The organism is Candidatus Paracaedibacteraceae bacterium (genome assembly GCA_019636055.1).
GTDB lineage: Bacteria > Pseudomonadota > Alphaproteobacteria > Paracaedibacterales > Paracaedibacteraceae > Paracaedibacter.
In genome coordinates this window covers 426,718-452,369 of sequence record JAHBYH010000002.1, presented here as the reverse complement: position 1 = coordinate 452,369, position 25,652 = coordinate 426,718, and the positions used below count along the sequence as shown (strand labels likewise).

General features: G+C 43.0%; 27 protein-coding genes and 1 tRNA gene. 23 read left to right on the top strand and 5 right to left on the bottom strand.

The genetic code is table 11. The features are described from left to right. Positions 1 to 123: 123 nt before the first annotated feature. From KF820_05680 to KF820_05630, 11 genes are all read left to right on the top strand, one after another. Positions 124 to 1,098, top strand: coding sequence for an AHH domain-containing protein (locus KF820_05680; GenBank protein MBX3457834.1), 975 nt, complete (start codon positions 124 to 126; stop codon positions 1,096 to 1,098). Between the two features lie 9 nt (positions 1,099 to 1,107). Next, a complete protein-coding gene (locus KF820_05675) occupies positions 1,108 to 1,752 on the top strand; it encodes a hypothetical protein (GenBank protein ID MBX3457833.1) in 645 nt (214 codons plus the stop codon). A gap of 52 nt (positions 1,753 to 1,804) precedes the next feature. Beyond that, the gene (locus KF820_05670) at positions 1,805 to 2,689 is read left to right on the top strand and encodes a hypothetical protein (protein ID MBX3457832.1); all 885 of its coding nucleotides are present in this window, start codon (positions 1,805 to 1,807) and stop codon (positions 2,687 to 2,689) included. Positions 2,690 to 2,698: 9 nt separating this feature from the next. Continuing rightward, a complete protein-coding gene (locus tag KF820_05665) occupies positions 2,699 to 3,130 on the top strand; it encodes an immunity protein 39 (GenBank protein MBX3457831.1) in 432 nt (143 codons plus the stop codon). 71 nt (positions 3,131 to 3,201) lie between these two features. Beyond that, on the top strand, positions 3,202 to 4,479 hold the full coding sequence (locus tag KF820_05660) for an HNH endonuclease (protein ID MBX3457830.1): 1,278 nt from the start codon (positions 3,202 to 3,204) through the stop codon (positions 4,477 to 4,479). Further along, a complete protein-coding gene (locus tag KF820_05655) occupies positions 4,476 to 4,865 on the top strand; it encodes a hypothetical protein (GenBank protein ID MBX3457829.1) in 390 nt (129 codons plus the stop codon). The genes KF820_05660 and KF820_05655 overlap by 4 nt, the downstream gene beginning before the upstream one ends. 44 nt (positions 4,866 to 4,909) lie before the next feature. Next, positions 4,910 to 6,007 carry a DUF4258 domain-containing protein gene (locus KF820_05650; GenBank protein MBX3457828.1) on the top strand — a complete coding sequence of 366 codons (1,098 nt, stop codon included), beginning with the start codon at positions 4,910 to 4,912 and terminating at the stop codon, positions 6,005 to 6,007. After that, entirely contained in the window at positions 6,004 to 6,315 is a 312-nt protein-coding gene (locus tag KF820_05645) for a hypothetical protein (GenBank protein MBX3457827.1), read from the top strand. The genes KF820_05650 and KF820_05645 overlap by 4 nt, the downstream gene beginning before the upstream one ends. Further along, complete coding sequence (locus KF820_05640) at positions 6,296 to 6,568, top strand: hypothetical protein (GenBank protein ID MBX3457826.1); 273 nt, start codon at positions 6,296 to 6,298, stop codon at positions 6,566 to 6,568. The genes KF820_05645 and KF820_05640 overlap by 20 nt, the downstream gene beginning before the upstream one ends. Before the next feature lie 46 nt (positions 6,569 to 6,614). Beyond that, complete coding sequence (locus tag KF820_05635) at positions 6,615 to 7,802, top strand: hypothetical protein (protein MBX3457825.1); 1,188 nt, start codon at positions 6,615 to 6,617, stop codon at positions 7,800 to 7,802. Then, positions 7,795 to 8,469, top strand: a complete 675-nt coding sequence (locus KF820_05630; GenBank protein ID MBX3457824.1) for a hypothetical protein — start codon at positions 7,795 to 7,797, stop codon at positions 8,467 to 8,469. Before KF820_05635 ends, KF820_05630 begins: the two co-directional genes overlap by 8 nt. Positions 8,470 to 8,681: 212 nt before the next feature. Here KF820_05630 and rpmE read toward each other — a convergent pair whose 3' ends face one another. After that, on the bottom strand, positions 8,682 to 8,909 hold the full coding sequence (rpmE, locus tag KF820_05625) for a 50S ribosomal protein L31 (GenBank protein MBX3457823.1): 228 nt from the start codon (positions 8,907 to 8,909) through the stop codon (positions 8,682 to 8,684). A 106-nt stretch (positions 8,910 to 9,015) separates the two neighbouring features. On the opposite strand from rpmE, the gene KF820_05620 reads away from it, so the two are divergent. The 11 genes from KF820_05620 (at position 9,016) to KF820_05570 (ending at position 19,417) form a co-directional block, all read left to right on the top strand. After that, positions 9,016 to 10,128, top strand: coding sequence for an ABC transporter permease (locus KF820_05620; GenBank protein MBX3457822.1), 1,113 nt, complete (start codon positions 9,016 to 9,018; stop codon positions 10,126 to 10,128). Between the two features lie 3 nt (positions 10,129 to 10,131). Continuing rightward, entirely contained in the window at positions 10,132 to 10,857 is a 726-nt protein-coding gene (locus tag KF820_05615; GenBank protein ID MBX3457821.1) for an ATP-binding cassette domain-containing protein, read from the top strand. Between the two features lie 8 nt (positions 10,858 to 10,865). Continuing rightward, positions 10,866 to 11,702 carry an MCE family protein gene (locus tag KF820_05610; protein MBX3457820.1) on the top strand — a complete coding sequence of 279 codons (837 nt, stop codon included), beginning with the start codon at positions 10,866 to 10,868 and terminating at the stop codon, positions 11,700 to 11,702. Next, positions 11,699 to 12,295, top strand: coding sequence for a membrane integrity-associated transporter subunit PqiC (locus KF820_05605; GenBank protein MBX3457819.1), 597 nt, complete (start codon positions 11,699 to 11,701; stop codon positions 12,293 to 12,295). The genes KF820_05610 and KF820_05605 overlap by 4 nt, the downstream gene beginning before the upstream one ends. Positions 12,296 to 12,307: 12 nt before the next feature. After that, entirely contained in the window at positions 12,308 to 13,717 is a 1,410-nt protein-coding gene (locus KF820_05600; protein ID MBX3457818.1) for a deoxyribodipyrimidine photo-lyase, read from the top strand. Between the two features lie 324 nt (positions 13,718 to 14,041). Then, positions 14,042 to 14,560 (top strand): DUF3576 domain-containing protein, encoded by a 519-nt coding sequence (locus KF820_05595; GenBank protein ID MBX3457817.1) that lies wholly within the window; start codon positions 14,042 to 14,044, stop codon positions 14,558 to 14,560. Positions 14,561 to 14,568: 8 nt separating this feature from the next. Continuing rightward, a complete protein-coding gene (gene leuS / locus KF820_05590) occupies positions 14,569 to 17,100 on the top strand; it encodes a leucine--tRNA ligase (GenBank protein ID MBX3457816.1) in 2,532 nt (843 codons plus the stop codon). Positions 17,101 to 17,122: 22 nt separating this feature from the next. Then, positions 17,123 to 17,620, top strand: coding sequence for a hypothetical protein (locus KF820_05585; protein MBX3457815.1), 498 nt, complete (start codon positions 17,123 to 17,125; stop codon positions 17,618 to 17,620). Continuing rightward, a complete protein-coding gene (gene ruvA / locus KF820_05580; protein MBX3457814.1) occupies positions 17,617 to 18,228 on the top strand; it encodes a Holliday junction branch migration protein RuvA in 612 nt (203 codons plus the stop codon). The genes KF820_05585 and ruvA overlap by 4 nt, the downstream gene beginning before the upstream one ends. Beyond that, the gene (gene ruvB, locus KF820_05575; GenBank protein ID MBX3457813.1) at positions 18,228 to 19,214 is read left to right on the top strand and encodes a Holliday junction branch migration DNA helicase RuvB; all 987 of its coding nucleotides are present in this window, start codon (positions 18,228 to 18,230) and stop codon (positions 19,212 to 19,214) included. Before ruvA ends, ruvB begins: the two co-directional genes overlap by 1 nt. 112 nt (positions 19,215 to 19,326) lie before the next feature. Beyond that, positions 19,327 to 19,417: transfer RNA gene (locus tag KF820_05570), tRNA-Ser, on the top strand. Positions 19,418 to 19,567: 150 nt separating this feature from the next. On the opposite strand, the gene KF820_05565 is transcribed toward KF820_05570, so the two are convergent. Genes KF820_05565 through KF820_05555 form a run of 3 tightly spaced genes read right to left on the bottom strand, consistent with a single transcriptional unit; the run spans position 19,568 to position 23,489 of the window. Further along, complete coding sequence (locus KF820_05565; protein MBX3457812.1) at positions 19,568 to 20,026, bottom strand: hypothetical protein; 459 nt, start codon at positions 20,024 to 20,026, stop codon at positions 19,568 to 19,570. Further along, on the bottom strand, positions 20,019 to 22,142 hold the full coding sequence (locus tag KF820_05560) for a DUF2309 family protein (protein MBX3457811.1): 2,124 nt from the start codon (positions 22,140 to 22,142) through the stop codon (positions 20,019 to 20,021). The genes KF820_05565 and KF820_05560 overlap by 8 nt, the downstream gene beginning before the upstream one ends. Before the next feature lie 9 nt (positions 22,143 to 22,151). After that, positions 22,152 to 23,489 carry a hypothetical protein gene (locus KF820_05555; GenBank protein ID MBX3457810.1) on the bottom strand — a complete coding sequence of 446 codons (1,338 nt, stop codon included), beginning with the start codon at positions 23,487 to 23,489 and terminating at the stop codon, positions 22,152 to 22,154. A gap of 99 nt (positions 23,490 to 23,588) precedes the next feature. On the opposite strand from KF820_05555, the gene KF820_05550 reads away from it, so the two are divergent. Continuing rightward, positions 23,589 to 24,446 carry a LysR family transcriptional regulator gene (locus KF820_05550; GenBank protein MBX3457809.1) on the top strand — a complete coding sequence of 286 codons (858 nt, stop codon included), beginning with the start codon at positions 23,589 to 23,591 and terminating at the stop codon, positions 24,444 to 24,446. On the opposite strand, the gene KF820_05545 is transcribed toward KF820_05550, so the two are convergent. Continuing rightward, a complete protein-coding gene (locus KF820_05545; protein ID MBX3457808.1) occupies positions 24,443 to 25,624 on the bottom strand; it encodes an FAD-dependent monooxygenase in 1,182 nt (393 codons plus the stop codon). The genes KF820_05550 and KF820_05545 overlap by 4 nt on opposite strands. Positions 25,625 to 25,652: the final 28 nt, after the last annotated feature.

The following is a 25,652-nucleotide window of genomic DNA, read 5'->3' as shown; positions in this document are numbered from 1 at the left end:
TCTCAGGCCTATGCGGACTTGCGGACTCAGCTTATGAACGAGCAGCTGCGTCAAATCAAGATGTTCGCCCAGCTGGCCGTCGCTGCCTCTGCCGAGGCCATGCGCTTTGACCTCAACGCCGCCATGTTCGCTGCCAATAATGCGTTGGAGAATAACTTTTCTCAGGTGTTCCTCAGTCTTTATGCGTTTGGTAAGGCTCAAGCGGATGAGGTCGACGACGAGGCCGACCAGCAAGCCTATGGTAAGGCTCGCAAAAAAGCGATCAATGCCGTAACGCCAGACATTGTTAAGAAGTATGGTCAAGCCGCCGCCGAGTACGCGTACCACTTGAGTCTAGGACCAGACGGCTATGCCGAGGCGATGCTTGAGGCCAATACCGGTGGGCGTAAGTTAACACCGGAAGTGCGCCAAGTGTTGCTGGATGCGTATTCTGAGCATTACTTTGACATGCTCCATGCCTTTAACGTGATGCAAGGGATGGGCGCCATTGGAGATGCTCTGGGGTCGGGTGCCGAATATGCCCTGCGCAAAGCCGGCCTCGACCGAGCCACCGCCCGCAACATCCACCGCGCCATCAATGACGGCCTGACCGTGACCGGTGTTGCTGGTGCCGTGAAGGGTGTTGCAAAGGTTGGTGCCCGTGGTGCAAGCAGCAGCGCCAAAGCCACGACACGGACGAGCCTGGATGGATTGGGGTTGGAGAGTGTTGGTGGCCAGTTTAATCGAAATCTTAATCGACAATTCTTCCAAGATCATCATATAATCAGTAACAAACATCCGTTAACACAAAATCATCCCTTATGGGAATTAGCAGGTATGGATCCAAATGCGCGAGCTAATATGATGTTTTTACCTACCGTTAAAGGAGCTAACATTTCATCAACAACACGATCTATCCACCAGGGTAGGCACTATGAAGGAATAAATGCAAGATTGGCTCAAAAAATGGATACGGTGCGAGAACGTGGACTTCTTAATAGCTGGACTCAAACGCAATATGCAGATCAACTGAAAAAAATTATATCTAGTGAAAGAACAATGTTAAGATCAGGCGCACGATCTTTAAATAAAAACAAGCGTTCTTGGGCAAATGATTAGAGAGAGAAAATGAATCTATATTATCCTAAATTATATATTTTAAATTATGCCTACGATGTTCCTCACAAATATTTTGCGGTATATGACCATGAAAAATGTGCAACGGAAAACGTGATATTCATGTCAGGGAAAAGGCTACCAAAACCTGATGTTGGAAAACTTCGATACTCACAAGATCCATCGACCTACGATTTAGTATATAGTGTGAATGCAGAAAGGACGGAACTATCTAAGTATGATTACTTACCATCCTCCCCAGCTCCTATTGTTAACAAAAGGATTTTGGATGTTTTACTAGAGTTGTGTCCAGACGACTTTCAGTTTTTTCCTGTGATTATAGAAAGTGGAAGCAAAGTAAAAACAGCATTTATTATTGAAAATGAGTATTGGCTTATTAATATAAATAAATTAGTTGATGCACTAGATTTAGAAAATTCAGAGTTAACTTTTTCTCATGAAAATGAGGTTGAAGATATACGTTATATCCTTTTGAAGGAGCAATTGTTATCAAGTGAGAAAATTCACTTAGCCAGAGAACGTTCATATCGAGGACTTATGCTTGCATCTCCTGAATTAAAAAACGCTTTCGTTAAACACAAAATCAAAGGTTGCCAATTTCTAACTGATGAGCAGTATAATAAGTTCTCATTCTAAAATATAGAAATTCTTGACAGAATAAATCGACAGCGTCACCAGCCACAAGATCATGCACGGTGCTTTGGCCGCGGCCATGTCTGCCGCCACAGCGCGCATAGATCATGTGAAGGGAGCCGACCGCCGCAAACGCATCATGGGAGCAGCAAGTGGCGCCATGATGGCCGAGGCTGTCAGCGAATACATGATGAACGGCGCTCTTGCCAACGTTGAGGAAAAACTCAACGCATCCGGGCATGCGCCAAATTCTCAGGCCTATGCGGACTTGCGGACTCAGCTTATGAACGAGCAGCTGCGTCAAATCAAGATGTTCGCCCAGCTGGCCGTCGCTGCCTCTGCCGAGGCCATGCGCTTTGACCTCAACGCCGCCATGTTCGCTGCGAACAATGCGTTGGAGAATAACTTTGCTAAAATTTTCCTTTCATTAGGTAAAGCTTTTGTCAAAAAAGCGGCAAATGAAACCGGGAAAAAGGCTGCGAAAGAAGCCATTAAAATTGAGGCTAAGGAAGCAACAAAAGAAGCAGCTAAAGAGACGGCTAAGGGAGCAGCCAAAAACTCTTCAAAAGGGATTGCGAAAAACCTTAAGCCTGCTAAGCTAGACAAAACTAGGGCTGCGAATGCCAATAAGAGACCGCATGGAAATTCTTTGAACTATAAGGGTGATACTCATGTGTACTCGATACATCGCTTCTCTGATAAACGTGCTGTGAAGGTAGGAGAAAGCACTAGAGGAGTAAGAACCAGTGATGGCGCATCAAAACGCGCTGAATCACAAGCACGAAAATTAAACAGAGAAACTGGAGAAATGTACTATACAAGAATTAGAAAAAATTTTGCTACTAAGGCCGAAGCAAAGAAATATGAGGCAGACTTAATTAAAAGATCAAGGGATATTAATGGCTCTAAATCTTTGCCCCTAAATAAGAATGGTCACTAGAGGTTTATTATGCATAGTAGAAAATTCGTGCCTGGGGTAATATTTTGCAAAAAAGGCCATTTAATAAATTTGCAAAAAATAATAATCATTCAAGATTTAATCGAAAACGTAATTATAAAATCAACCCTCTTAGAAAATGCCCCATTTAAATGGATTAATCTTATGTATAGGCTAACGGAAAAAAATAAACTTAAGCCTTCTTTCATGAAGATTAACCAACAATATGGTGATTTGCCTATTGCAATAGAATTAGATCTAGGTCTACTAAAGTGGGCTGATAGTACAGACCCCCAACTACTTATTGATATATTCATTATGGCAGGACTCGAGGCTCTTTTACATGTTTGTGAAAAATATCAACTACCTAAAGAAATGGTCGTTTCAGAAAGACACAAATATCCAGACATACAATTTTATATTGATAAATCTCAAGAAAGCTAAAGAAATCATTGTAATCCATTATATTTAATAATCAATAACATCAATCAAGTGCCGAGGCTGTCAGCGAATACATGATGAACGGCGCCCTTGCCAACGTTGAGGAAAAACTCAACGCATCAGGGCATGCCCCAACATCACAGGCCTATGCGGATTTGCGCTGTCAGTTAATGAAGGCAGAGTTACAGCAGATCAAGATGTTTGCCCAGCTGGCCGTCGCTGCCTCCGCCGAGGCCATGCGCTTTGACCTGAATGCCGCCATGTTCGCTGCGAACAATGCGTTGGAGAATAACTTTTCTCAGGTGTTCCTCAGTCTTTATGCGTTCAAAGAAGCCGGGTTTGATGGCGAAGGTGATTATGCTTCAGGTCAGAGCAAGGGGGAATCTAAGTCAGGTGGATTGAAACGCAGCTCATCAGCCGAAGATTTACGTCAATTGGACGAGATTGCCTTTGTCGAAAGCGTCGAGGATGAATTCCGGGATCATGCCCTAAATCAGGGGACGATTTGGGATAAAGCGCTCTACTGGGGATCTTATGCTGTTGAGTCTGTCGATGGTAATGGCGCCAGCAGTGCGTTGCGAGCTCGTCGAGAGATGCGTCGCGTGGCAAAGGATACACCAAAAGTTGTCAAGGATGGCTTAGATATCTTGTATGACATGAGCCGTGGGGAATCTATTGATGATTCCAGGATTGATGGGTACAAAGAACTGATCAACAGCTGGGGCCCCAACTTTACAGGCGTCCTGTCCGGCTTTGTCGGAGCCCGTGGCGGCCCAAAGAGCAAGCCAGGCCATCCATTAAGAGCTCATAAAGCGGGACGTGGCGGTCAATATCCTGCGGGGTCAGAGCACGCTTCTTCATCTCATCAACGATCAGCACCGTATAACCCTCAGGCCTGGCAATCTTACCTGCAAGAACAGTATGGCAGCAAAAATGTCTGGTCCAGTACGTTCCAAGCGAAGGGAACTCCTGGGAGTCGGATGGCGGGAATGCGTAATGCTAAATCAGGTGTGACATACGATGCACGAGGGAATCCCGACTTTACAGAATTTATGAAATATGAAACAATGTTGTCACCTCGCGAGTTTTATGGATTAAAATCCCGAGATCATATGCGGTTTGCAACACAACAGCTAAGATCTGACATCCAAGCAGGACGAGTCGATGCTAGTAAATTTAATAGTCATCAGATGGCACAGATTAATGCTGGGAAAGCTAAGATTAATGGATTTACGTGGCACCATGACCAACAGGCAAGACGTATGCAGTTGGTGCGTGAGGATAAACATAGCGACACGTCTCATACAGGGTCAGCCAGCCTGAATCAAATGAGAGTAGGTGGGAAAAAATGAAACCTTTTGATGATAATCTATATTTCTGTTTACGAAGTAAATCTACAGGTGCTATTACACAAGATGAATTTAATAATTGGTGCTATGAATGTATAAAGATGCAAGAAGATATTCCGACTATCGTTTTTGATTTGTTAGATTTTGGAGATCATGCATTCCGTGAAACAAGAAACGATGTTTTTTTTAATGAAAACTTCAAGAAAGAACTGAGTCCTGGGGAAAGAAATTCTCTACGCGCCATCGGCTACCTCCGCGGGATCAATACAGAAGAAGAGCTGCGTGATCTCCGCACCAGCTCGAAAACTGTCCTTTCAGCCCTCGAGAAAAATCCCCATATCCTCGAACGGTTTAAAGAGGTATTTCCCTTTATCAAACTTGAGTTCTAAACCTTAAAAGAGCAACCTCTGCTGCCACGGCTCGCCTAGATCACGTGAAGGGCCCGGAGCGTCGCAAGCGCATCATGGGGGCCGCCAGTGGTGCCATGATTGCCGAGGCTGTGGGTGAATACATGATGCACGGCGCCCTTGCCAAGGTTGAGGAAAAACTCAACGCATCAGGGCATGCACCAACATCACAGGCCTATGCGGATTTGCGCACCAAGCTCATGAGTGATGAGCTGCGGCAGATCAAGATGTTCGCCCAACTCGCCGTCGCTGCCTCCGCCGAGGCCATGCGCTTTGACCTGAATGCCGCCATGTTTGCTGCGAACAATGCGCTGGAGAATAACTTCTCGCAGGTGTTCCTCAGTTTGTATGCGTTTGGTAAGGCTCAAGCGGATGAGGTCGACGACGAGGCCGACCAGCAAGCCTACGGCAAAGCTCGCAAAAAAGCGATCGATGCCGTAACGCCAGAGCTTGTGAAGAAGTATGGCGCTAAGATTGCTGATTATGCCGGAAATGTCATTTTCGGACCCGATGGTTATGCGGATGAGATGATTAAAGTCATCAAGGAAACCACAGGTCTAAATGATGTGTCCCCTGAAATACGCCAAATGCTGAAAGAAGCAGCAAGCACAACACTGAAAGGTGTCGGTGTAGCTCTTGATGCTCCGGGAGAAGGTACGGAATACATTCTACTCAAAGCTGGCGTTGACCGAGCCACCGCCCGTAACGTCCACCGCGCCATTAATGACTTTATGATGGTTGCTGGTGCTGCGGGTTTGGCAAAAAGTGCAGCACAATTCGGAGCACGCACCGCGAGCAGTAGCAGTAAAGCCGCAACTCGGACAAGTGTGGATGGTAGAGCTTATAGCAATACTGTTATGGGACATAAAGGAAAAGAAATTCATACTGTTGCAGGAACTAACAAACCAGCTATTATTAAAGGGAGATTTTATTCTGGTCATGCTCTAGATAGAATGCAAACTAGAGGATTAACTTCTTCTGTTGTTGAAGATATCATAAAAAATGGAAATATATCTCAGGGCAATAGAGCCAACAGAATATGTCATTATGATGTAACAAACAATATTACAATTGTTACAGAAAAAGGCAACGTAGTAACGGTCAGATTTGGGAAGGCATCATGAAAGAGATAAATTTAAGGCATCTGAATTGGATGATAGAAGACATCTTGAAATACGAATCAGGTAAAATACATTTTTCAGAATTAGTTAATAGCCTCGATGTGTTAATAAGCTCTGGTGAATTTGTAGCTGATTTAGAAAATAAGCTTTTGTCTATGTGGGGCGTTTTAGAGGAATCATATGCTTTCATGCTATATGAGGAAAGAGATAATTTGGACTCTGAGGATCTGCGCGCAACTTCTAAGGCACTAGAAAATATGAAGAAATTGATTTTAGTTACACTAACAGATAATGAAACACCTAAAAATTGATGCTGAATTGCGTGACATTTGTCAAGAAATAGTAAATATGAAAAGAACGGAAGAAGAGTGGTCTAACGCCGAATCTTCCGATATGTTTCAAAGTACACTCTACAATGGTGGTTATGATTCTGACGAGAAAGCTTTTTGTTTTAGTTTCTTTGATAACAGAGACTTTGAGTATTGGTTTCAAATACCACTTAGTGACGTATTTAAAATAGCTTCTGGAGAAAACATGGATATAAAATTACGAGATGCTAGCTAAAATTAAGAGGCATCAAAACTCCTAATCTATCGGCTATGCCGAGGCGATGCTTGAAGCCAACAATGCGTTGGATAATGATGCAACTCGTGTTTTCCTTGCTCTCGACAGAGCTCGCGTTGAATCTCAGATTCAAAAAATCCTTGAACGGGATCTAGCGGGTAAATTCTACAAAGGTCGCGGCAGTTCAGAACAAGCGCGCGCGGCAATTGGTGATGCGCTCCGGCAACAAGGCGCCACAGAGGAACAGATCCACCAAGTTCTCTCCGGTAAGGTTGGCCGACTGATTGATGCAACTGATGTCTTTCATAAGGATTGGCTCAAGGCTGATCGAACTGGCGATGGACTATCGTTCTGTGGCAAGCTCAATGAGCCGAGCTATTTAGCTAAGGGACTAAACCTCATGTCCGCGGCAGCCCTTGCCTTGGATGAATGCGCGAGGGAGCATCCGCAGCTAACTCAGTTGACGCTCTCATCGATTGAGCTAGCCATGGGCGGCGTTGCAGGGTATATTAGAACAAGAGTCGGTGATGCTGTTGGCCTAAACGATTATGTTGATGGCAAGATTCACCAAGCGGAATCTTGGCTGTCAAGTCAACTGGAAGGCAGCCTTGGCATGTCCGCCCAAAAGGCCGATATGCTGGCCAGTGCCGGTACCTTTGGGATGATGTTTGGTTTTGCCGGCCTTGTTGGTAATGCTAAGGACAAGATCCTTAAGAAAGCCGAAGATGTTACAGGGAAGGTTAAGGCAAGCCTAACCTCATCAAGAACCAGAGATGTACCCACAACCAAAACAAGTCTGGATAGTTTGGGGTTGGAGGGGAGAGCTGGAAGATCCACAAAACCTGTTCGTGATATGTCCGACCGTGAGTATGTCCAGAGTTTGGCTGATCGGGCAGATAAGAAGTTCGAAGGCAAAGGACCGCGCGTGGGGACGCAAAAGCATAAATATGCAGAACAGGTTCATAAGCGTTATCAACGCATGACAGGTGAGAGACGGCATATGGAAGCAGAGAAGAGGTTTGCTGATGGACGTCAGTGGAAGCCAAAAGATGGAACGAAAGGAACATCTACACCTGATGTATATAACAAACGAGTAAATGAAGCTTATGATTATAAGTTTGGTAACGCAACAATGTCGGCTAGACAGCGACAAAAATATGAGGCAAACTTACCTAAAACAGATGGCCAAAACGCATCAATTCATACCGTAAAACCGAGTAGTTCAAATGACTAATATAGAAAAAATTGATCCTAAAAAAATTACTATAATATCAAATTATCTTATGGACTTTTTACCTGATTACAAAAAGTTAGGGAAAAAGAATTTCTCAAGGGTCATTGGGTGTTTAGAACAGTCAGTAGGGTACTGGGTCGACTGGGGAACCGACATTAAATTAATGGGGTGTGTTTTCAATCTTGCCAATCCACTAGATAACAGTTGCGCCAATTTAGGTGTCGAACCACAGTCTCGTCGTTATTCGGTCACATGGAAAGAATTCGAGGACGGAAAATTCCTAGAGGCCATAAATGAGATCAAAGAACTCGCAGCAATCCCGCTTGAGGGGGATCTGACTCTCTCTCAAATTATTAATGGTTATAAAAATTATACGGGCTCAGTTTACGAAGAACGCCATTTCGAAGACCCTGCTTTGATCGCGGCTTGGGCTGGATGCCCTGAAGTGGCTCAAGATTGTCTTGACTGGGGATTGTCTGGTGTCAAAGAAAAATATGGTGATAATGGTATTTATAAAAATGGCAAAAGTATTACCATCGATGACTGGTACGCAGATATGCAAGAAAAAATCGCCAATCCCGAACAACTTCGCCAAGATGTCGAAGACCAAATCGTTCACCACAAACTTACCAAAGTCCCCCGCTACGATATCATTATTGATATGTAGGTCTTGCAAATTGTTTGATCGTGTGAACTCTTAAAATCCCTCCACACCACCCTATCCGACTACCTTGGTGCGGCATCATCGACGGAGACTGGCGCGTTAATGCCCGTCGCATCGGTTTAGATCTTGTGGCTATATTAGGTCCTCAAATAGTACGTGCCCAACAAAAAAACCCCGATATTAATCGGGGTTTTTTCAATCGTATCAAGTTGAGCTTATTTCTTTGAACCAAAGTCACCAAAACGCTTGTTGAACTTGCTGATTTGACCAGCTTTGTCGATGAGACGCGCTGAAGCCCCTGTCCATGCCGGATGGGTTTTTGGGTCGATATCAAGTTGCATTGTATCGCCTGGCTTACCCATGGTTGAGCGTGTTGTGAATTTTGTACCGTCTGTCATGACAATATTGATTTCATGATAGGAAGGATGAATATCTTTTTTCATAATTATACCCAATAAAATTAGAATCTTATTATGGTATATAGCTTATTTTCACAAAGTATGCAATAATTTTCCTTAAGAATCAGAGTTTAATCTTAAGGTTTTTATTGTGACGCATCCTCAGGATCCCGCAAATCCCCGTGTAAAACGGGTTAAAAAAAATACCACTGATTATTTAATCTTTTCAGGGGATTGGGTTACGTTATCCTTACAATCAATTCTGGAGGATCTGGCGCAGGCAAAATTAAACTCAAAAACAATTGTGGAATTTGATCCTAGTTTTAAATGCGATACAGCTGGGGCATTCATAATTGCAAAAACTTTGTCTGCATCACCCCCATCATCAGAATCAGTTCTTCCGGACTCAATCAGATCATTAATCGACAAAAAATATACATACCCTAAGCCGGATGTTCGGCCAACACTTGAGAAGTTCGTTGAATCAGTGGGCAAAGATTCTTTGAATTTTGTAGAAAATGCCAAATCAACACTCTCATTCTTTGGTGAGGCTGTGTTTCGCATATATCACACAATCCGATCTCAAGAAACATTCCGCTGGACATCTATCTATTCACTGATTGAGACAGTTGGCCTGAAAGCCATTGGTATTATCAGTCTGATTTCACTTTTGATTGGTGCTGTCTTGTGTTATCAAGGCGTACGCCAGCTCGAGAAATTTGGGGCGGCTCCCTATGCCATTGATTTTCTCGCCGTATCCATTCTGCGCGAGATATCTGTGCTCATGACATCGATTGTTGTGGCCGGCAGGTCAGGAAGCTCCTTTACCGCACAAATTGGCACGATGAAACTCAATCAAGAAATAGACGCCATCCGCATGATGGGACTCCACCCCTTTCAAGTCCTTATTATTCCACGAATCATTGCTTTAGTGATTGCCCTTCCGTTATTGGTTTTAGTTTCAATACTAACGGCCAGCTTAGGCGGTATGTTTGTCATCAACGCAACCATAGAAATTCCCTTTTCTGAATTTTGGTCGCTATATCAAAACGCTGTTCACAAAACGACGTTTTGGACAGGGATGAGCAAAGCCCCCCTTTTTGCGATTATTATCGCTGTGATCGGCTGCTATCGAGGCATGCAAGTTAAAGGCAGTGCTGAAAGTGTTGGACAAATGACGACCCGATCCGTTGTTGAAGCTATTTTCACAGTCATCATCTGTGATGCCGTTATGTCAATTTTCTTCACAGCCATGGATTGGTAAACGATGACAGCACTTATAGAAATTCGAAATCTCTCGACCAAATTTGGCAAGCAAGAAATCCACAAAGATGTATCTTTTGATGTCCACAAGGGTGAGGTCTTGGGGATTGTTGGGGGATCAGGGTCAGGCAAATCTGTCTTGATGACATTTATGATTGGCTTAATGCCGCCCCAGAAAGGAACAATTACCTATAATCTTGGCACACCCTTCACCCCTTACCAAGCAGGTGTTTTGTTCCAACATGGCGCCCTTATTAGCTCTCTCACTGTTCTGGAGAATATCACTGTTCCGTTAAAAGAAGTGGCAAATTTACCAGACGATATAGCCAAAGATATTGGCATGTTAAAAATTGAAATGGTTGGTCTGCCTTTGGATACTGCTTTTAAATATCCCTCCCAGTTATCAGGCGGAATGATCAAACGTGCAGCCCTAGCACGGGCATTGGCACTGGATCCGCCCATTCTTTATCTGGATGAACCAACTTCAGGGTTAGACCCCATTAGTGCAGCAGCCTTTGATCGGTTAATCCATCACTTGCGGGAACAACTCAAAATTACAGTCGTCATGGTCACTCATGATTTAGACAGTTTGGTTCAGATTTGTGATAGGATTGCGGTACTGGTTGATAAAAAGGTATTAATAGGCCCCCTTGATGAGATTCAAAAAATAGATCACCCTTGGATTAAGGACTATTTTCATGGCACCCGTGGCGAACGGTATTTTAAATAGAGGTTAAGATGGAAACACACGTTAATTATCTTCGCGTTGGAAGCTTTGTCATCGGCGGCTTTTTAGCGATGATTGCCTTTATCTTATGGTTGAATAAATTTGGATTTGGGGAAAATGTCCAAACCTATCACATTTATTTCACCGGTGCAGTTTCAGGACTTAAATCCGGTAACGCTGTTCAATATCGTGGCGTTCCCATCGGAAAAGTCAGCAAAATTGAGATTGACCCTAAAAATGTTGAACGCATTATGGTCTCTGTCAAAATCGACAAAAAGGTTCTGATCAAAGAAGACATGATTGCAAGTTTGGAAACCTATGGCTTAACAGGGATTTCGTACATTCAGATTAATGGAGGTACAGCCGCTGCTAAAAACATCAATACGTCAAACGGTATTCCTGTTATTAAGTCAAAATCGTCCCTGTTAGAGCAGGTTTCAGGAACATTACCCGATATTCTTAAGAAAATGGATGGTTTAGTCTCGGATATTCGCTCAATGTTCTCCGATGAAAACCGCGAAGCATTTTCTCAAGTCTTGAAAAATATTTCAGAAATCACCGCCTACTTTAAGCCAAAAGAAGGGGATAAGAGTAAAGATACGTTCTTGTTTGAACTAACTCAGGCAATCGCCAACTTGAACACCGTCTTGCGTGAATTCTCACTGCTTATTAACGATAATAAAACAGGTCTACGCGAGTTCACCACAACAGGTCTTAATTCGTTTACTCGGTTTATGACTGAAGGTCGTGAATCGCTGGCAGCCATTCGCCGTGTTAGTGAATCCCTTGAGCGTTCACCGTCTCGATTCTTTTACAATGATCCAAAAGAAGGAGTCCCCGTCCGATGAAGCGTTCCTTAATTATCGTAATCCTGTCTGTGTTATCTGGCTGCGGCCCCTTAATTCCGATCCCAGGAGAATCACCAAAACGTTTTAATCTATCAGCAATTCCGGTAGAGCAAAGAGCTCAACCCTCACCCCTACAGCTGATCGTTGATATACCGACAACATCTGTATTTTTGGATACTCAGCGTGTCGCGGTTGTCCCTGCTCCCCAGCAAATTGATTACTTTGCAAATATGGAATGGGCTGAACGATTACAACTGGTTGTCCAAGAATCTGTGACTTATTCCTTACAGAATTTAAATCTGTTCCGGGCTGTTACCCGACAAAATGACGGGATTATTCCGGATCGACAGTTAAAAATCAACATTCGCAAATTCCAAGTGAATCTGTGCACACAACCCATTGCCGAAGCTGAATATTATGTCCAGCTCATTAATGTTATCTCACGAGATGAAGTTGCGCGCTACACCTTTACAACGTCAATTCCAATGTCAGCCGAATCGACACCCTCGGCTGAAGACATAGCCGCAGCTCTTGATCAAGCCAACAAGAACATTATTGGCGAAATAGCAGACTGGTTAAAAAAATATCTTTAGATTGGGTGCCCTATGATTTCCATTGTCTGGTTTAGAAAAGACCTGAGGTTATTTGATAACCCTGCGCTCTTTCACGCAGTGGCAGAGAGCACATCGGTTATCCCAATTTTTATTGATGAAGAAAAGGCATATCCCTTGGGGGGAGCCAGCAAATGGTGGCTACACCATAGTTTATCCACCCTATCCCTATCATTAAATGAAAAGCTCACTTTTCATAAGGGGCATCCCCTCGATATCTTACAAAGGATCTGCCGCGACACAGGAGCAACTCAAGTCTACTGGAATCGTCGCTATGAACCATCAGCCATTGAAACAGATAAAAAAATCAAATCAACCCTCGAAGAAAATGGCATTCAGGTTAAAACCTATAACAGTCATTTACTGAATGAACCTTGGACAATTAAAAATAACCAAGGTGCCTATTTCAAAGTTTTTACCCCCTATTGGAAGCGGTGCATGGCTGCATCAACCATTCCTGCCTGTCTTGCAACACCGTCTCTGGAAAAGATCACATCCATCAAAGGGTGTTCTCTTGACACCTTAGATCTCCTACCAACAAAACCGGATTGGGCAGGCGGGTTGAGAAAATCTTGGGTTCCCGGTGAGTCCGGAGCACAGGAACGCTTATTAGATTTCATTGACAATTTGTCCGGGTATAAAGACAATCGAAACCGTCCCGATATCTCGGCAACATCTAGGCTATCCCCCCATCTTACCTGGGGAGAAATCAGTGTGCGCCAAATATGGTATCTGATTCACAAAGCGATAGAATCTGGCCAAGCGCCCGAACCAGATGCCCTTAATTTCTTATCCGAAATTGGCTGGCGTGAATTTTCCTATCACCTGCTGTTTCATATTCCGACCCTGCCAACACAACCGTTACAACAGAAATTTACCACATTTCCTTGGCATAATAATCCTGAAGCGTTTTCACTTTGGTCAAAAGGCCTGACGGGTTACCCTATTGTTGATGCGGGTATGCGTGAACTGTGGCATACAGGATACATGCACAATCGCGTACGTATGATTGTTGCCTCATTTCTGATCAAAGATTTGCTCATTCCGTGGCAAGATGGGGAAGCTTGGTTTTGGGATACGTTGGTGGATGCGGATCTAGCCAACAACAGCGCGAGTTGGCAATGGGCTGCCGGATGCGGTGCTGATGCCTCACCTTATTTCAGGATCTTCAACCCCGTTTTGCAGGGAGAAAAATTTGACCCAAAAGGTACCTATGTTCGCCGTTGGGTTCCGGAATTAGCCAATCTATCAGATAAATTCATTCACCACCCTTGGACAGCATCAGAGACTAAACTTCTAGGGGCAGGCGTTCGTTTAGGCCATACTTACCCTTATCCTATGATCGATCATGATGTGGCTCGCAAACGCGCCTTAGCCTTGTACAAAGACCTACAATCCATGTAATTTCATAATTCAATTATGAATTTGCATGGATTATTAATGATTAATTTGCTGATGCTCCACAGAATTTGCTATAAGATACTTATTTAACGACAGTTCGACATAAGAAGATCTGTCCAGCAATAGAATCCGGCATCCTCGACTAGCAAAGCTAAGGTTTTCTAGCGAAACCCTAGCTTTGCTAGTCGGAGATGACGAACGTGTCTGATCTTTCTTATATCGAACTCACGTTATTTATCGTAATTCGTATAAACAGAACCTCTTTGATGCGGTGTAGATTTTTGTGTATACTGATCAGGATAATAAGTAAAATGAGGAGCAATCATAATGTCACGCCAACTAATTTCATCTCTCGTTCTTGTATCAGCCCTTGCCGGATGTTCCGGGGATTACACTCCGAATGAAGGTCAAGAAGCACCAATTGGACGCGATGATGCCCGCAAACGCGGCTATGGTACACTGTTTGGTGATGATTTGTTGCTATTCGGATCTCCTGCAAAAAAATATGATCCAAGCCTAGGTGGTTCTTCCAAAGTTAACCATCACTTATGGCAAGCAACGTTAGATGTTCTATCTTTTATGCCGCTTGCCTCATCCGATGCGGCGGGTGGTGTTTTAATCACAGATTGGTATTCTACAGCATCAAAACCATCAGAACGCCTGAAAGTAACTGTTAAAATCACAGACCGCGTTTTACGTGCCGATGCTGTTCATGTCACCATCAACAAAGAAATTAAAAAAGGAAACGATTGGATTTCTGTCACAGCAGATACAAAAGTTGCTCGCGACATGGAAGACCTAATCTTAACTAAAGCTCGAGAATTAAAAGTACAAAAAGGAAAGTAAGCTGAATCATGTCCTATCCGTTCCGCGACGTTGAAACAAAATGGCAATCCCACTGGCAAGCAACAAATGCTTATAAAACGCCGGCTCTGTCGAACAAACCAAAATCCTATGTTTTGGAAATGTTTCCCTACCCATCCGGGAAACTCCATATGGGACATGTTCGAAACTATGCGATTGGTGATGCGATTGCCCGGTTAAAGCGGCTTCAGGGTTTTGATGTTCTGCATCCGATGGGATGGGATGCTTTTGGACTTCCCGCAGAAAATGCTGCTATTCAAGGGGGCGTCTGTCCGGAAAAATGGACACTGGAACATATTCAGGACATGAAAAAGCAGTTCCAAATGCTGAGCGTTTCTTTTGACTGGGAGCGTGAAATCGCAACTTGTTTGCCAGACTATTATGGGCATGAACAGAAATTCTTCCTTGATTTTTATAAAAACAACTTAGCCTATCGCCGTGAATCTTGGGTGAACTGGGATCCCGTTGATAATTGCGTCTTAGCCAACGAACAGGTTATTAACGGTCGTGGCTGGCGCTCTGGTGCCCTTGTTGAAAAACGAAAATTGATGCAATGGTCTTTGAAAATCACTGATTACGCCCAAGAACTGTTGGATGATTTATCAACATTAACAGGCTGGCCTGAAAAAGTTGTTAAAATGCAAGAGAACTGGATTGGACGATCCGAAGGTGCCTATATCGAATTCGAAATCGAAGGACGCGCCGATCGCCTACCCGTTTTTACAACACGCCCCGAGACATTATATGGCGCAGCCTTTTGTGGCATTGCGCCCACGCATCCGATTGCTGATGAACTCGCTGCAAAAAATCGAGAGTTAGCTACTTTCATCGAGGAATGTCAACGCACCCCAACAACAGAAGAAGCCCTTAGCACTATTGAGAAAAAAGGCTTTGATACAGGCTTACGCGTTAAACTTCCCTTCCAAGAAGGTCGTACGGTTCCGCTTTATGTGGCAAACTTTGTCCTTATGGATTATGGAACCGGTGCGATTTTCGCATGTCCAGCCCATGATGAACGCGATTATGATTTTGCAACAAAGTATAATCTGCCGATTACACAAGTTGTCATGAATGCAGCAGGAGAGACCTTAAACGGCTCAGCCTATACAGGCCCCGGCACCATGATTAACTCTGATTTCTTAAATGGTCTTGATGCAGAGTCTGCTCGGACTCAAGCCATTGATAAGTTAGAATCCATGGGCCTTGGCAAACGGCAAATCACGTTCCGTCTACGCGACTGGAGTGTCTCACGTCAACGTTATTGGGGCTGCCCGATTCCAATTATTTATTGTGATTCTTGTGGCATTGTCCCCGTTCCGGAAAAAGATTTACCTGTTAAATTACCAATGGATGTGACCTTTGATCAAACAGGTAATCCTTTAGACTATCACCCTACATGGAAACATACCTCTTGTCCAACCTGTGGCGGTAAAGCAACCCGAGAAACAGATACCCTTGATACCTTTTTTGAATCATCTTGGTATTTCTTAAGGTTCTGTGACAATCAAACATCTGAACCGCTCAATAAGGAAGCAGTTCAACGTTGGATGCCTGTTGACGCATATATCGGTGGGATTGAACACGCTGTTTTGCATTTGCTCTATTCCCGCTTCTTTACAAAAGCATTGCGTGATTGTGGTTATGTCACCTTTAATGAGCCGTTCAAGAATTTGATGACTCAAGGGATGGTCTGTCATGAAAGTTATAAAGGAAGCGATGGCAAATGGTTATTCCCACAAGAAGTAACCCGCGTCAGCGAAGGAAAATATATTTCTAAAAAAGACGGTCAACCTGTTACTGTTGGTCGTTCTGAAAAAATGAGTAAATCTAAAAAGAATACAGTTGATCCCAAAGAAATGATCGACACCTATGGCATCGATGCTGTACGTCTATTTGTTCTCTCTGACACACCCCCGGAAAAAGACTTTGAATGGAGTGATGAAGGACTTGAAGGCGCGTGGCGCTATCTGAATAAATTATGGCGTACCCTTGAAACGGTTATTGAAAACAAAGACCGCATCGGCCAAAAGGATGAAACCTTAAAATTGAGAAAAATAGCGCATCAATCCATTGTGAAATTCACAAAAGGGTACGATGCCAATGGGTTTAACAAAGTCATTGCCTTCGCCCGCGAATTAACACGTGATTTGGACGAAGGAATCACTAATCCATCCGTTTCAGGATCTGCGCTATCAGAGTGCGCTCAGATTTTGATGATGGCACTTAACCCAATGATCCCGCACCTCACAAGCGACATGTGGCAACAATTAACAAGTTCTCATCTAGCCGACTCTACTTGGCCAAAAGTTGATTCACAACTTGCGGCTCAGACGGAAGTTACGATTGCGGTACAGGTTAATGGTAAGATGCGCGGAAGTTTTGACGTTGCAGCCGACAGTAATCAAGATACATTGTTAGGACTTGCTCAGGAATTGGCAACAGTCCAACGTGATCTTGAAGGCAAGACGATCCGCAAAACCATTGTTGTCCCAAATCGTATTGTAAATATTGTAGCAAACTAACGACACTAAGGAGAGGAAGACCATGAACCAACTACAACGGATACTGATCCTTCCGATCCTAGCCTACGGCCTGTCTTCTTGTGGTTTTAGCCCCATGTACTGTGGCGATCGATCTCAAACTCAAGCCATATGCCTAACAGTTAAAGGGGATGGTTTCTTTGCCTATAAATTCCGTCGTGAATTGGAAAAGCAACTTGCAATTCTCCCACGTCTCAATAACCAAGAATATAAACTTGCAATTACCCTCTCTGAAACAAAAGCAGCAGCAACCTATGCAGAAGACGCAAGCATTACCCGTAGCCAAATCACTGTCCATGCTAGCTATCAGCTTCGCCACATGGATCGGGCAATTGGCGAATTTAAAAATGAGGTAACAACATCTTATCCTGTGGTTGCTACAGATGAATTCATCACCCGCAATGCGGATCAGGCAGCGATTACACGCGCAGCTATTGCACTTGCTGAAGATGTGGCACGGGATGTTAATCGATTACTCAGGACAGATGGGAAAAATCCATGATTGCAAAACTCAAAGGCTTAGTTGACTCAACAGGACTCGATTGGGTTATCGTTGACGTTCAGGGTTTATGTTACCAAGTTTTCATTAGCAGTAAGACCATGGCCCAGCTCCCAGCCCTGAGTGAAGCTGTGACCTTATATACAGAAATGTTGGTCCGACAAGAACAACCTATATTGTATGGTTTTGCCTCTCCTTTTGAACAAGAATGGTTTAACAAACTCATCACTGTCCAAGGTGTTGGGGCACGGGTTGCCCTTGCACTCTTATCAGCATTGACACCAGATGATCTGATTATAGCCATCCAATCGTCTGACAAAACACGCATTTGTGAAGCAGACGGTGTTGGCCCTAAGCTTGCCAGCCGATTAGTAACAGAACTCAAAGACAAAGTTAAGGGTGTAACAATAACCCCATCCAGCCAAACCGAAACATCGATGGGATCGGCCTCAGATGTTATCTCAGCCCTAGAAAATTTGGGATACAAGAAATCAGAGGCAGCCCCCGCTGTTGCCCGTGCCATCGAAGAAGAAGGTGCAACAGCCCCAACAGCAGTTCTGATCCGAACAGCTCTTAGCTTCTTGGCCTCCAAAATTACAGGAGCCGCCTAATGGAAGAACGTTTGATCAGTCTTGATGCCTTAAGTGAAGATCATCTCAATCATTCTTTACGCCCTGAACAGCTAGGTGATTTTACGGGACAAGAAGACGTTCGCCAAAACCTACAGATTTTTATTCATGCCGCAAAATCTCGAAGTGAATCCCTCGATCACGTTCTCCTATACGGCCCTCCCGGCCTGGGAAAAACAACCCTTGCTCAAATTATTGCCCGGGAGATGGGGGTCAATTTTAGATCAACCTCAGGCCCTATTATTGCTCGTGCTGGTGATTTGGCTGCAATCTTAACCAACCTACAACCTCATGATGTTTTGTTTATTGATGAAATCCATCGCCTGAATCCAGCTGTTGAAGAAGTTTTATACCCTGCCATGGAAGACTTCAAACTCGATCTCATGATTGGCGAGGGGCCATCTGCACGGTCTATTCAAATTGATCTTCCCCCCTTTACATTAGTAGGAGCAACAACAAGGTCAGGCCTTTTAACCCAACCTCTTAGAGAACGGTTTGGTATCCCCTTAAGACTAAAATTCTACAGCGTGGATGAACTTAAAAAAATTATCACACGGAGTGCAAACCTTTTAGGATGCAGTATCGCAGAAACTGCGGCCGCAGAAATCGCGTCTCGTTCCCGAGGAACACCGCGAATTGCTGGCCGATTGGTGCGCCGTGTTCGTGATTTTGCAGCCGTTCAAGGCAGCCAAGATATTCAACTTGAAGTCTCACGAACAGCCTTGAATCGTCTTGGGGTTGATCCCCTTGGATTGGATGAACAGGACCGCAGGTATCTGCAATACGTTTGTGATTTCTATAAGGGCGGCCCTGTTGGTGTGGAAACCATTGCAGCAGCCCTATCAGAGCAAAAAGATACCTTAGAAGAAGTCATTGAACCCTATTTAATTCAATGCGGATTATTACAACGTACTCCTCGAGGTCGTGTTCTAACCGAAATAGCCTATGATCATCTGCAATTAGGATAATTGTCTAGTCGCACAGGAGCAATGAGATGACTCTGTTAGAGAGTCAAATACAATGACACTAACAAAATACTTGAGTTTTAACCTTTAAATAGTGTATCGTCAATCTATTGCTGGAGAGGTGGCCGAGTGGTCGAAGGCGCACGATTGGAAATCGTGTATACGTTAATCGCGTATCGAGGGTTCGAATCCCTCTCTCTCCGCCACCCTACGCTCTTATGAGCTTCGGGCGGCAGGCCATTAGACTGCTAACGAAAGTCTTTAGACCGTAGGTGCTATTTTATATATCCAACATCATATGCCACGTTAGTCCATGCGCAAACCAGCATTTCCCTAAATTTGCTGAGTAACTGGTATTACTTTCTAATACCATGAAACCCCCGAATAAGCGCTACAAGCCCCAAGCAAAACTCAGAAAATAAGACAAACAACCAACCAACGGTAACAGCTTCGTTTCTGTCAACATCGGAATCATATTTCCTTAAATAATCCTCAAGGTTCTGAGAATTTTTAAACTGTTCTAAATCAGCACGCATCATATGATCATATTTTTCAGGATGCTTTATCACATCATCTAAAAGACCCTTTTGCTCTAAATTTCGGATGATCTCAAGGTTTTTATACCCATCATTCTGAACACCACCACCGCCAATGGCCAAGACAAAACACGCGACTCCAATGACACTGTGATAGAGAAAACCGGACAATGGACGCCTAAAAAACAAATGTCTAAGCGTTAATAGGATAATAAAACTAATAATAATAACACAAGCAGGCTCTTGATTAGCCATAATCCAATTAAAAATACTAGACATGAGTAGTTTCTCCCAAGACAATCCGCTGTAGGATATGAGTTTCCGGATTCATCGAAAAAACATGAAGCCATTGATTACGAACGAGCTTAGTTAATAAGTCATCACTGTGAATTACAGACTCTACCATTGATTGGGGTGCATATACAATGACCGTCAATCGCACAGGTTCATGATAAGGGTTATCATAATCCAACCCAATCGACTGCAGGGATAAACCGTGCATTAAATCACTTGCATTCCCCTGAGTTATCCCAATTTTTCCTGCAATATTCTTAGTGACTTTACTGCCAACACCATAAGCCACAGGATCAAGAGTCGACAATAAATATTGTGAATTAATCCAGTAACCAACGACCATTGGGGCGGTCATAATTGATGTTAAAATTGAACAATCAGGGTCAATTGTCCAATCATATGAGTGTAAGAAAGATCGCCCTTCAAGATCAACAGACTGTGTAACTTGCCTTGGTGCGATAATAAAACTTCCATTAGTAGCCAATGCCCATTCAGGCCTTGGTTGCGACCAATCTTGCGCTCTATTTAACGGGTGAAGTCCGCCCTGTTCCCCTAATTTTTCTAGGCGTTCTTGATATGTTAGAACCTGAACTTTTTTAAGATCTTCTTGAACCTGACCAAGTAAATCTTGGTATCGCTCTGGAATTGATTCTGTGATAAAATCCATAGCATCTATTGTTGTATTATGCTCTGCTGCAATAAAATATGTTGTTTTAGGGATTTTTATATCCAAATCAGATAGACGAAGCCGAACCCCTGGATTATTCAGGATATATGCCAAAGCATAAGCATTAGCCCCGCCAGGACGTCCGCCACAGGCCCCACAGTCAAGCGACGTCGCTAATGCATTATTTTGGGATTCACCCTTATGGCCACAAATAAAAACAAGCTCGGCAAAATCACGAACTAACCCCATGCCTCTAAGGGCAGATTGAGCATAACAAACCTGATCATCCAAAGGCATGTCGAGGTGATATACAGGTTTCTTTTTGCTCGTCATCATTTTCCCAATTTTTACCGCAACTTTCGGAAAAAACGTATTGATGCCCATCAAGAGTCCTGACCAGAAACCAACAGCTTCAACTAGCGGGAACGATGTTGTAAACGTATACTTTGTTGACTGATAAACTGTTTTGATATGTTCTGCATGTGTCTTGACAGTCGATTTGTCCTTGATTTGATATCGGGGCTGAATCAACACAGGACAAGATGAATATGTTTCTTGCAACCCTTCATGACAAACAGATACCGGAACACCAAAAAATCCTGCAAACCCAAAAGTCTCATAATCACCAATCGATTCTAAATGACGACGAAATGGCTCTGAGCGAACATCTATACAAAACACAAATTGAGCATCGGATGATTTCTTCTGATGACTTATTTGGGGTAATTTTTTAAACAGACGGTCTTGATACTGCTGTTCATATTGCTGAACTTTTTCATAAGTCAATGAAATGTCAGCGTTCTCAAGAGATAATCTATACCAAGACAGCAAATCATCACTGTCCCCTTTGAATAAAACAAATAAGAGCAATCGAAAAGCCGTGAATTCTGCTTTGGTGACCGGTACATCATCAGAACCACTTGACCAATCTGTTTTATACAACACATACGATGACCAGCCTGATAAAGTCGTCAACATTAAGGTCATGAATTGTTGTTGATCTTCTTCACCAACTTCAAGTTCCGACAAACAATAATCAATGATCAAAAACGGATCTTTCGGCAAATCCGATAAAATCTGTCTGTTAGGCAAACCAGAATCAAAAGCCATTAGATCAAGAATACAAGCCAAAAAACCATTTTTTCGACCTGGAATAACAAGCGTTGACTGCCCCTCATCAAAAAAAACCTGCAACCATTTTAAGCTCTCTCGGTTAACATCCGCCATAATGACAGGTTGATCAGTTTGCTGAAAGTAAACACACCCCATCCTAAGCGCATCGGTAAAATGCAGATGATCAAACCCTATCAGGGGATTAACCGCAATCAAATTTTTTAAAGGCCAAAATGGCGCAATAACCGACCATGATTCACTGAGTTTTTCTGTTAACTTATGTTTAACTTCTTGTTCTATTTTATTCACTTTATCTTGCATCCAAGGGCCTCATCGATCTGTATATTGTGTTTTATGGACTGTGATTGTATTTTTCTGAGGATTTCCCCCATTCAATGCAGCAACATACACTCTCATCCATAATTTATAAAGTGCTGATGATGGATCTAGATTTTTTTGAAACAGCACAAATAACCAACTTATGATTAAAATAATTAGCCCAACTATATGAATCACATTAAGATCATACGGATAAACCATAATTGAATGACCAAGAAGAACTTCTATTCCGTAAACACTCATCCCATAAAGCCCAGATAGCACGATAACCATCCCCAGCCCCATCAACCAACGATACCGATATGACTGCCGAATAATGGGTAATACAGTCTGCGCCCCTGCCATAACAGCAACACTGATAAGAATAAAGCGCGTATCTATCCTATCAATATCCGGATAGGCAATTGCGGTAAATACTGCCCCTCCGATAAGGCCAATGGTTAAGGCATATAATAAGTCTTGGACAGAAAGAGGATAATTTAAATTATATCGTTTTTCCTGAGGCGCCGTTCCTGACCCCAAAAACATATAGGCTTTATATAGACCATGCCAACACAAATGGGCGATTGCAGCAGGAAAAAGCCCCAAACCGCACTGTACAATCATAAACCCCATCTGTCCCATTGTTGAACAGGCTAACATGCGTTTATAATCACTTTGAACCAATTTCCACAGCGTCCCAACAACAGCCGTTATCAGACCCACAGTAAAAACTAATGTTAAGATAAAATTATTCCCCATAAACAACGGAGAAAACTTTGCAAGAAGAAATCCTCCCCCATTCACCAGTCCCGCGTGCATCATCGCTGATGCAGGTGTTGGTGAATTCAGCGAACTTGTTAGCCATTTATGAAAAGGCCAAAGCGCAGATTGCGTCATTGCAGAGATAAAAATCAGGATACTTGCAACACCTAAAACATCAGAAGAAAAAGGGTATAGTAAAAGATCATGGATAAAAAAAGTGTTGGCCTGCCATACCAAAATACCGATAGCAACACCTAAGCAAAGCCAACCAAAACCTAAAGTCTTATAGGTCAAAATTGCCGAAGCTTGAGCAGCTTTCCATCGGGAACGCAATCCCATCATAAAACATAATAAAACATTATTTGTTGCCCAGAAAATCGCGAATAACATTACATGGTCGATAACCATCATCAAATTTAATGATAAAACTAACCATGGGAAATATACAAAAAAAGAACGGTAGCTGGCATCACCTTTCAGGTAGTTTCTAGCAAAAAAGCCAACATTTAAACTCACATAATTAATAAGCACAATCATAATAATTGAGAGCTGATCCAGATCGATATATTTTAGCCAATGGTCCATTTTTATCTTTACACATGAATGTTGATCTTGAATCATAATATAAATTCGCTTAATAATTAGTAAAACGAATAATTCTAATTTTATCTATAAGATTTTCTAATGATGCTATTTGATTCATTTTCTCTAACATGTTTTTTAGCAAGTGTTAAAACAGGTAGTTTTACACAGGCTGCCTTAAAAGTGGGGCGCACACAATCAGCCATTAGCCAACAAATTGCGAAATTAGAAAATCAAATCGGCGTTAAGCTATTTGTGCGTGACAAAACACTCTGCTTAACGCCTGATGGTGAAATTTTCCTCTCCTATGCCCAAAGAATTATCCAAATTCACAATGAAGCAATCGACCGTTTTCAAGACCCCGATCTTGAAGGAGAAATTCGATTTGGCGTTCCCGAAGATTTTGCCAGCGTCTATCTAGCCGATGTGCTCAGTGAATTTACCCAAAGACATCCCCGCATTTTACTCAAAGTGGAATGTGATCTAACCCTGACGCTTTTCGAACGATTTAAGCAAAATGAGTTTGACCTCGTCCTTGTTAAAATGAGTAAACCACATGATTTTCCAAACGGTCTGGATGTGTGGTCAGAAACATTAGAATGGGTTGGCAAAAGCAATCAGTTAGATTTAACTGCGTCTAATAAGGTCAAACCCCTTGTTTTATCGCCTATACCTTGTGTCTATCGGGATCACGCTATTCGGTCCTTGGACAACCATGGACTGGCTTGGCGTATTGTTTTCTCGTCCCATAGCTATGCAGGGACAATCGCTGCTGTTCGTGCCGGGATGGGGATTACAGTTTTACCCCGGACAATGATCCCGCTTGATCTTGATATTATCTCAGGATCCTATGATTTACCTGAACTCGACAACACTCATATCTCGTTACTAAAGCACGAACAAACAAATACCGCGATTAATTCCTTTGAGCGATTTGTTATTGAAAAACTTGAGGATTAAATCCCCATAGCTCTCTTCATAAAGAATTTTTTAAGGGGAGATATCTTATTTACGACCCCCAACCCCATACTGCGGATTGGCCGCAAAATCTTAGAATCGTTACTAAATAACCGAACCATTATATCTGTCATGGCGAACATTGCATAGGTATCAACCCGACGGGATCGCTGATAGGCGGAAAGGACTGTCTGAGATCCCAAATCAAGTCCAAGTCGAATATGATTAACAAGGACGTCTGTTAACGCTTTGGCATCACGCCACCCCACATTGACCCCTTGACCGGCTACGGGATGGCACACATGCGCAGCATCACCAATAATCACATAGCGATCATCAATAAAGCGATCGACCATTTGGGCAACTAATGGATAACACCAAACTTGGGTAAATAAATCAAATTCACCCAAATGCGGAAACATATCAACTAATCGTTTGGCGATATCAGATGGGTCTTTTTGAGCCCAAATATCCGCTTCAGCTTCTGGCAATGTCCACACAACACCTGATCGATGACCTCCATCTACTGAATCCAACATCGGTAAAAATGCCAGAGGGCCAGACGGGTGAAAAACTTCCCAAGCTACATTATGATGAGGTTTGTCGTGATAAAGAGAAAAAACTAAGCCTTTCTGACCATAGCCAAATTGCTTTTTCTTTATCCCTCGATCATCCCGAGTCGGGGAATTGCGTCCTTCAGCACCAATGATCAGAGAAACCGTAGCCATTTCGCCCGACTCCAAATAAACGTCAACCCCGGACGCTGTAATTTTCTTGGTCAAAAGTTTATCTGGAGCACACCATTTTATTAAAGGATGATTCAGAGTTTTTTCAAAAATACCTTGGCGAATAAAGCGATTTTCAATGATATATCCCATGGGATCAGATCCCAATTCTTGATGATCAAATTGAATAGACCATGGCTGATTTGCTTCATATACTTTGATATTATCGATGCAAGCTGCTTGTCCGGATAAGGGCTGCCACAGGTCTATTTCCTCGAAAAACTGGGCTGAGGCTAAATTAACAGCAGTCGTGCGGCCATCCAGTTTTTGAGCTAGGAGGTTATCCGGCGTCTCAACATCCACAACAATTGAGGAAATACCACGATGAGCTAGACTTAAGGCCATAACACCACCAACTAAGCCACCCCCCAGAATACAAACCTGCGCTTGATACATAAGATCACCAATATTCTATTTTATGACA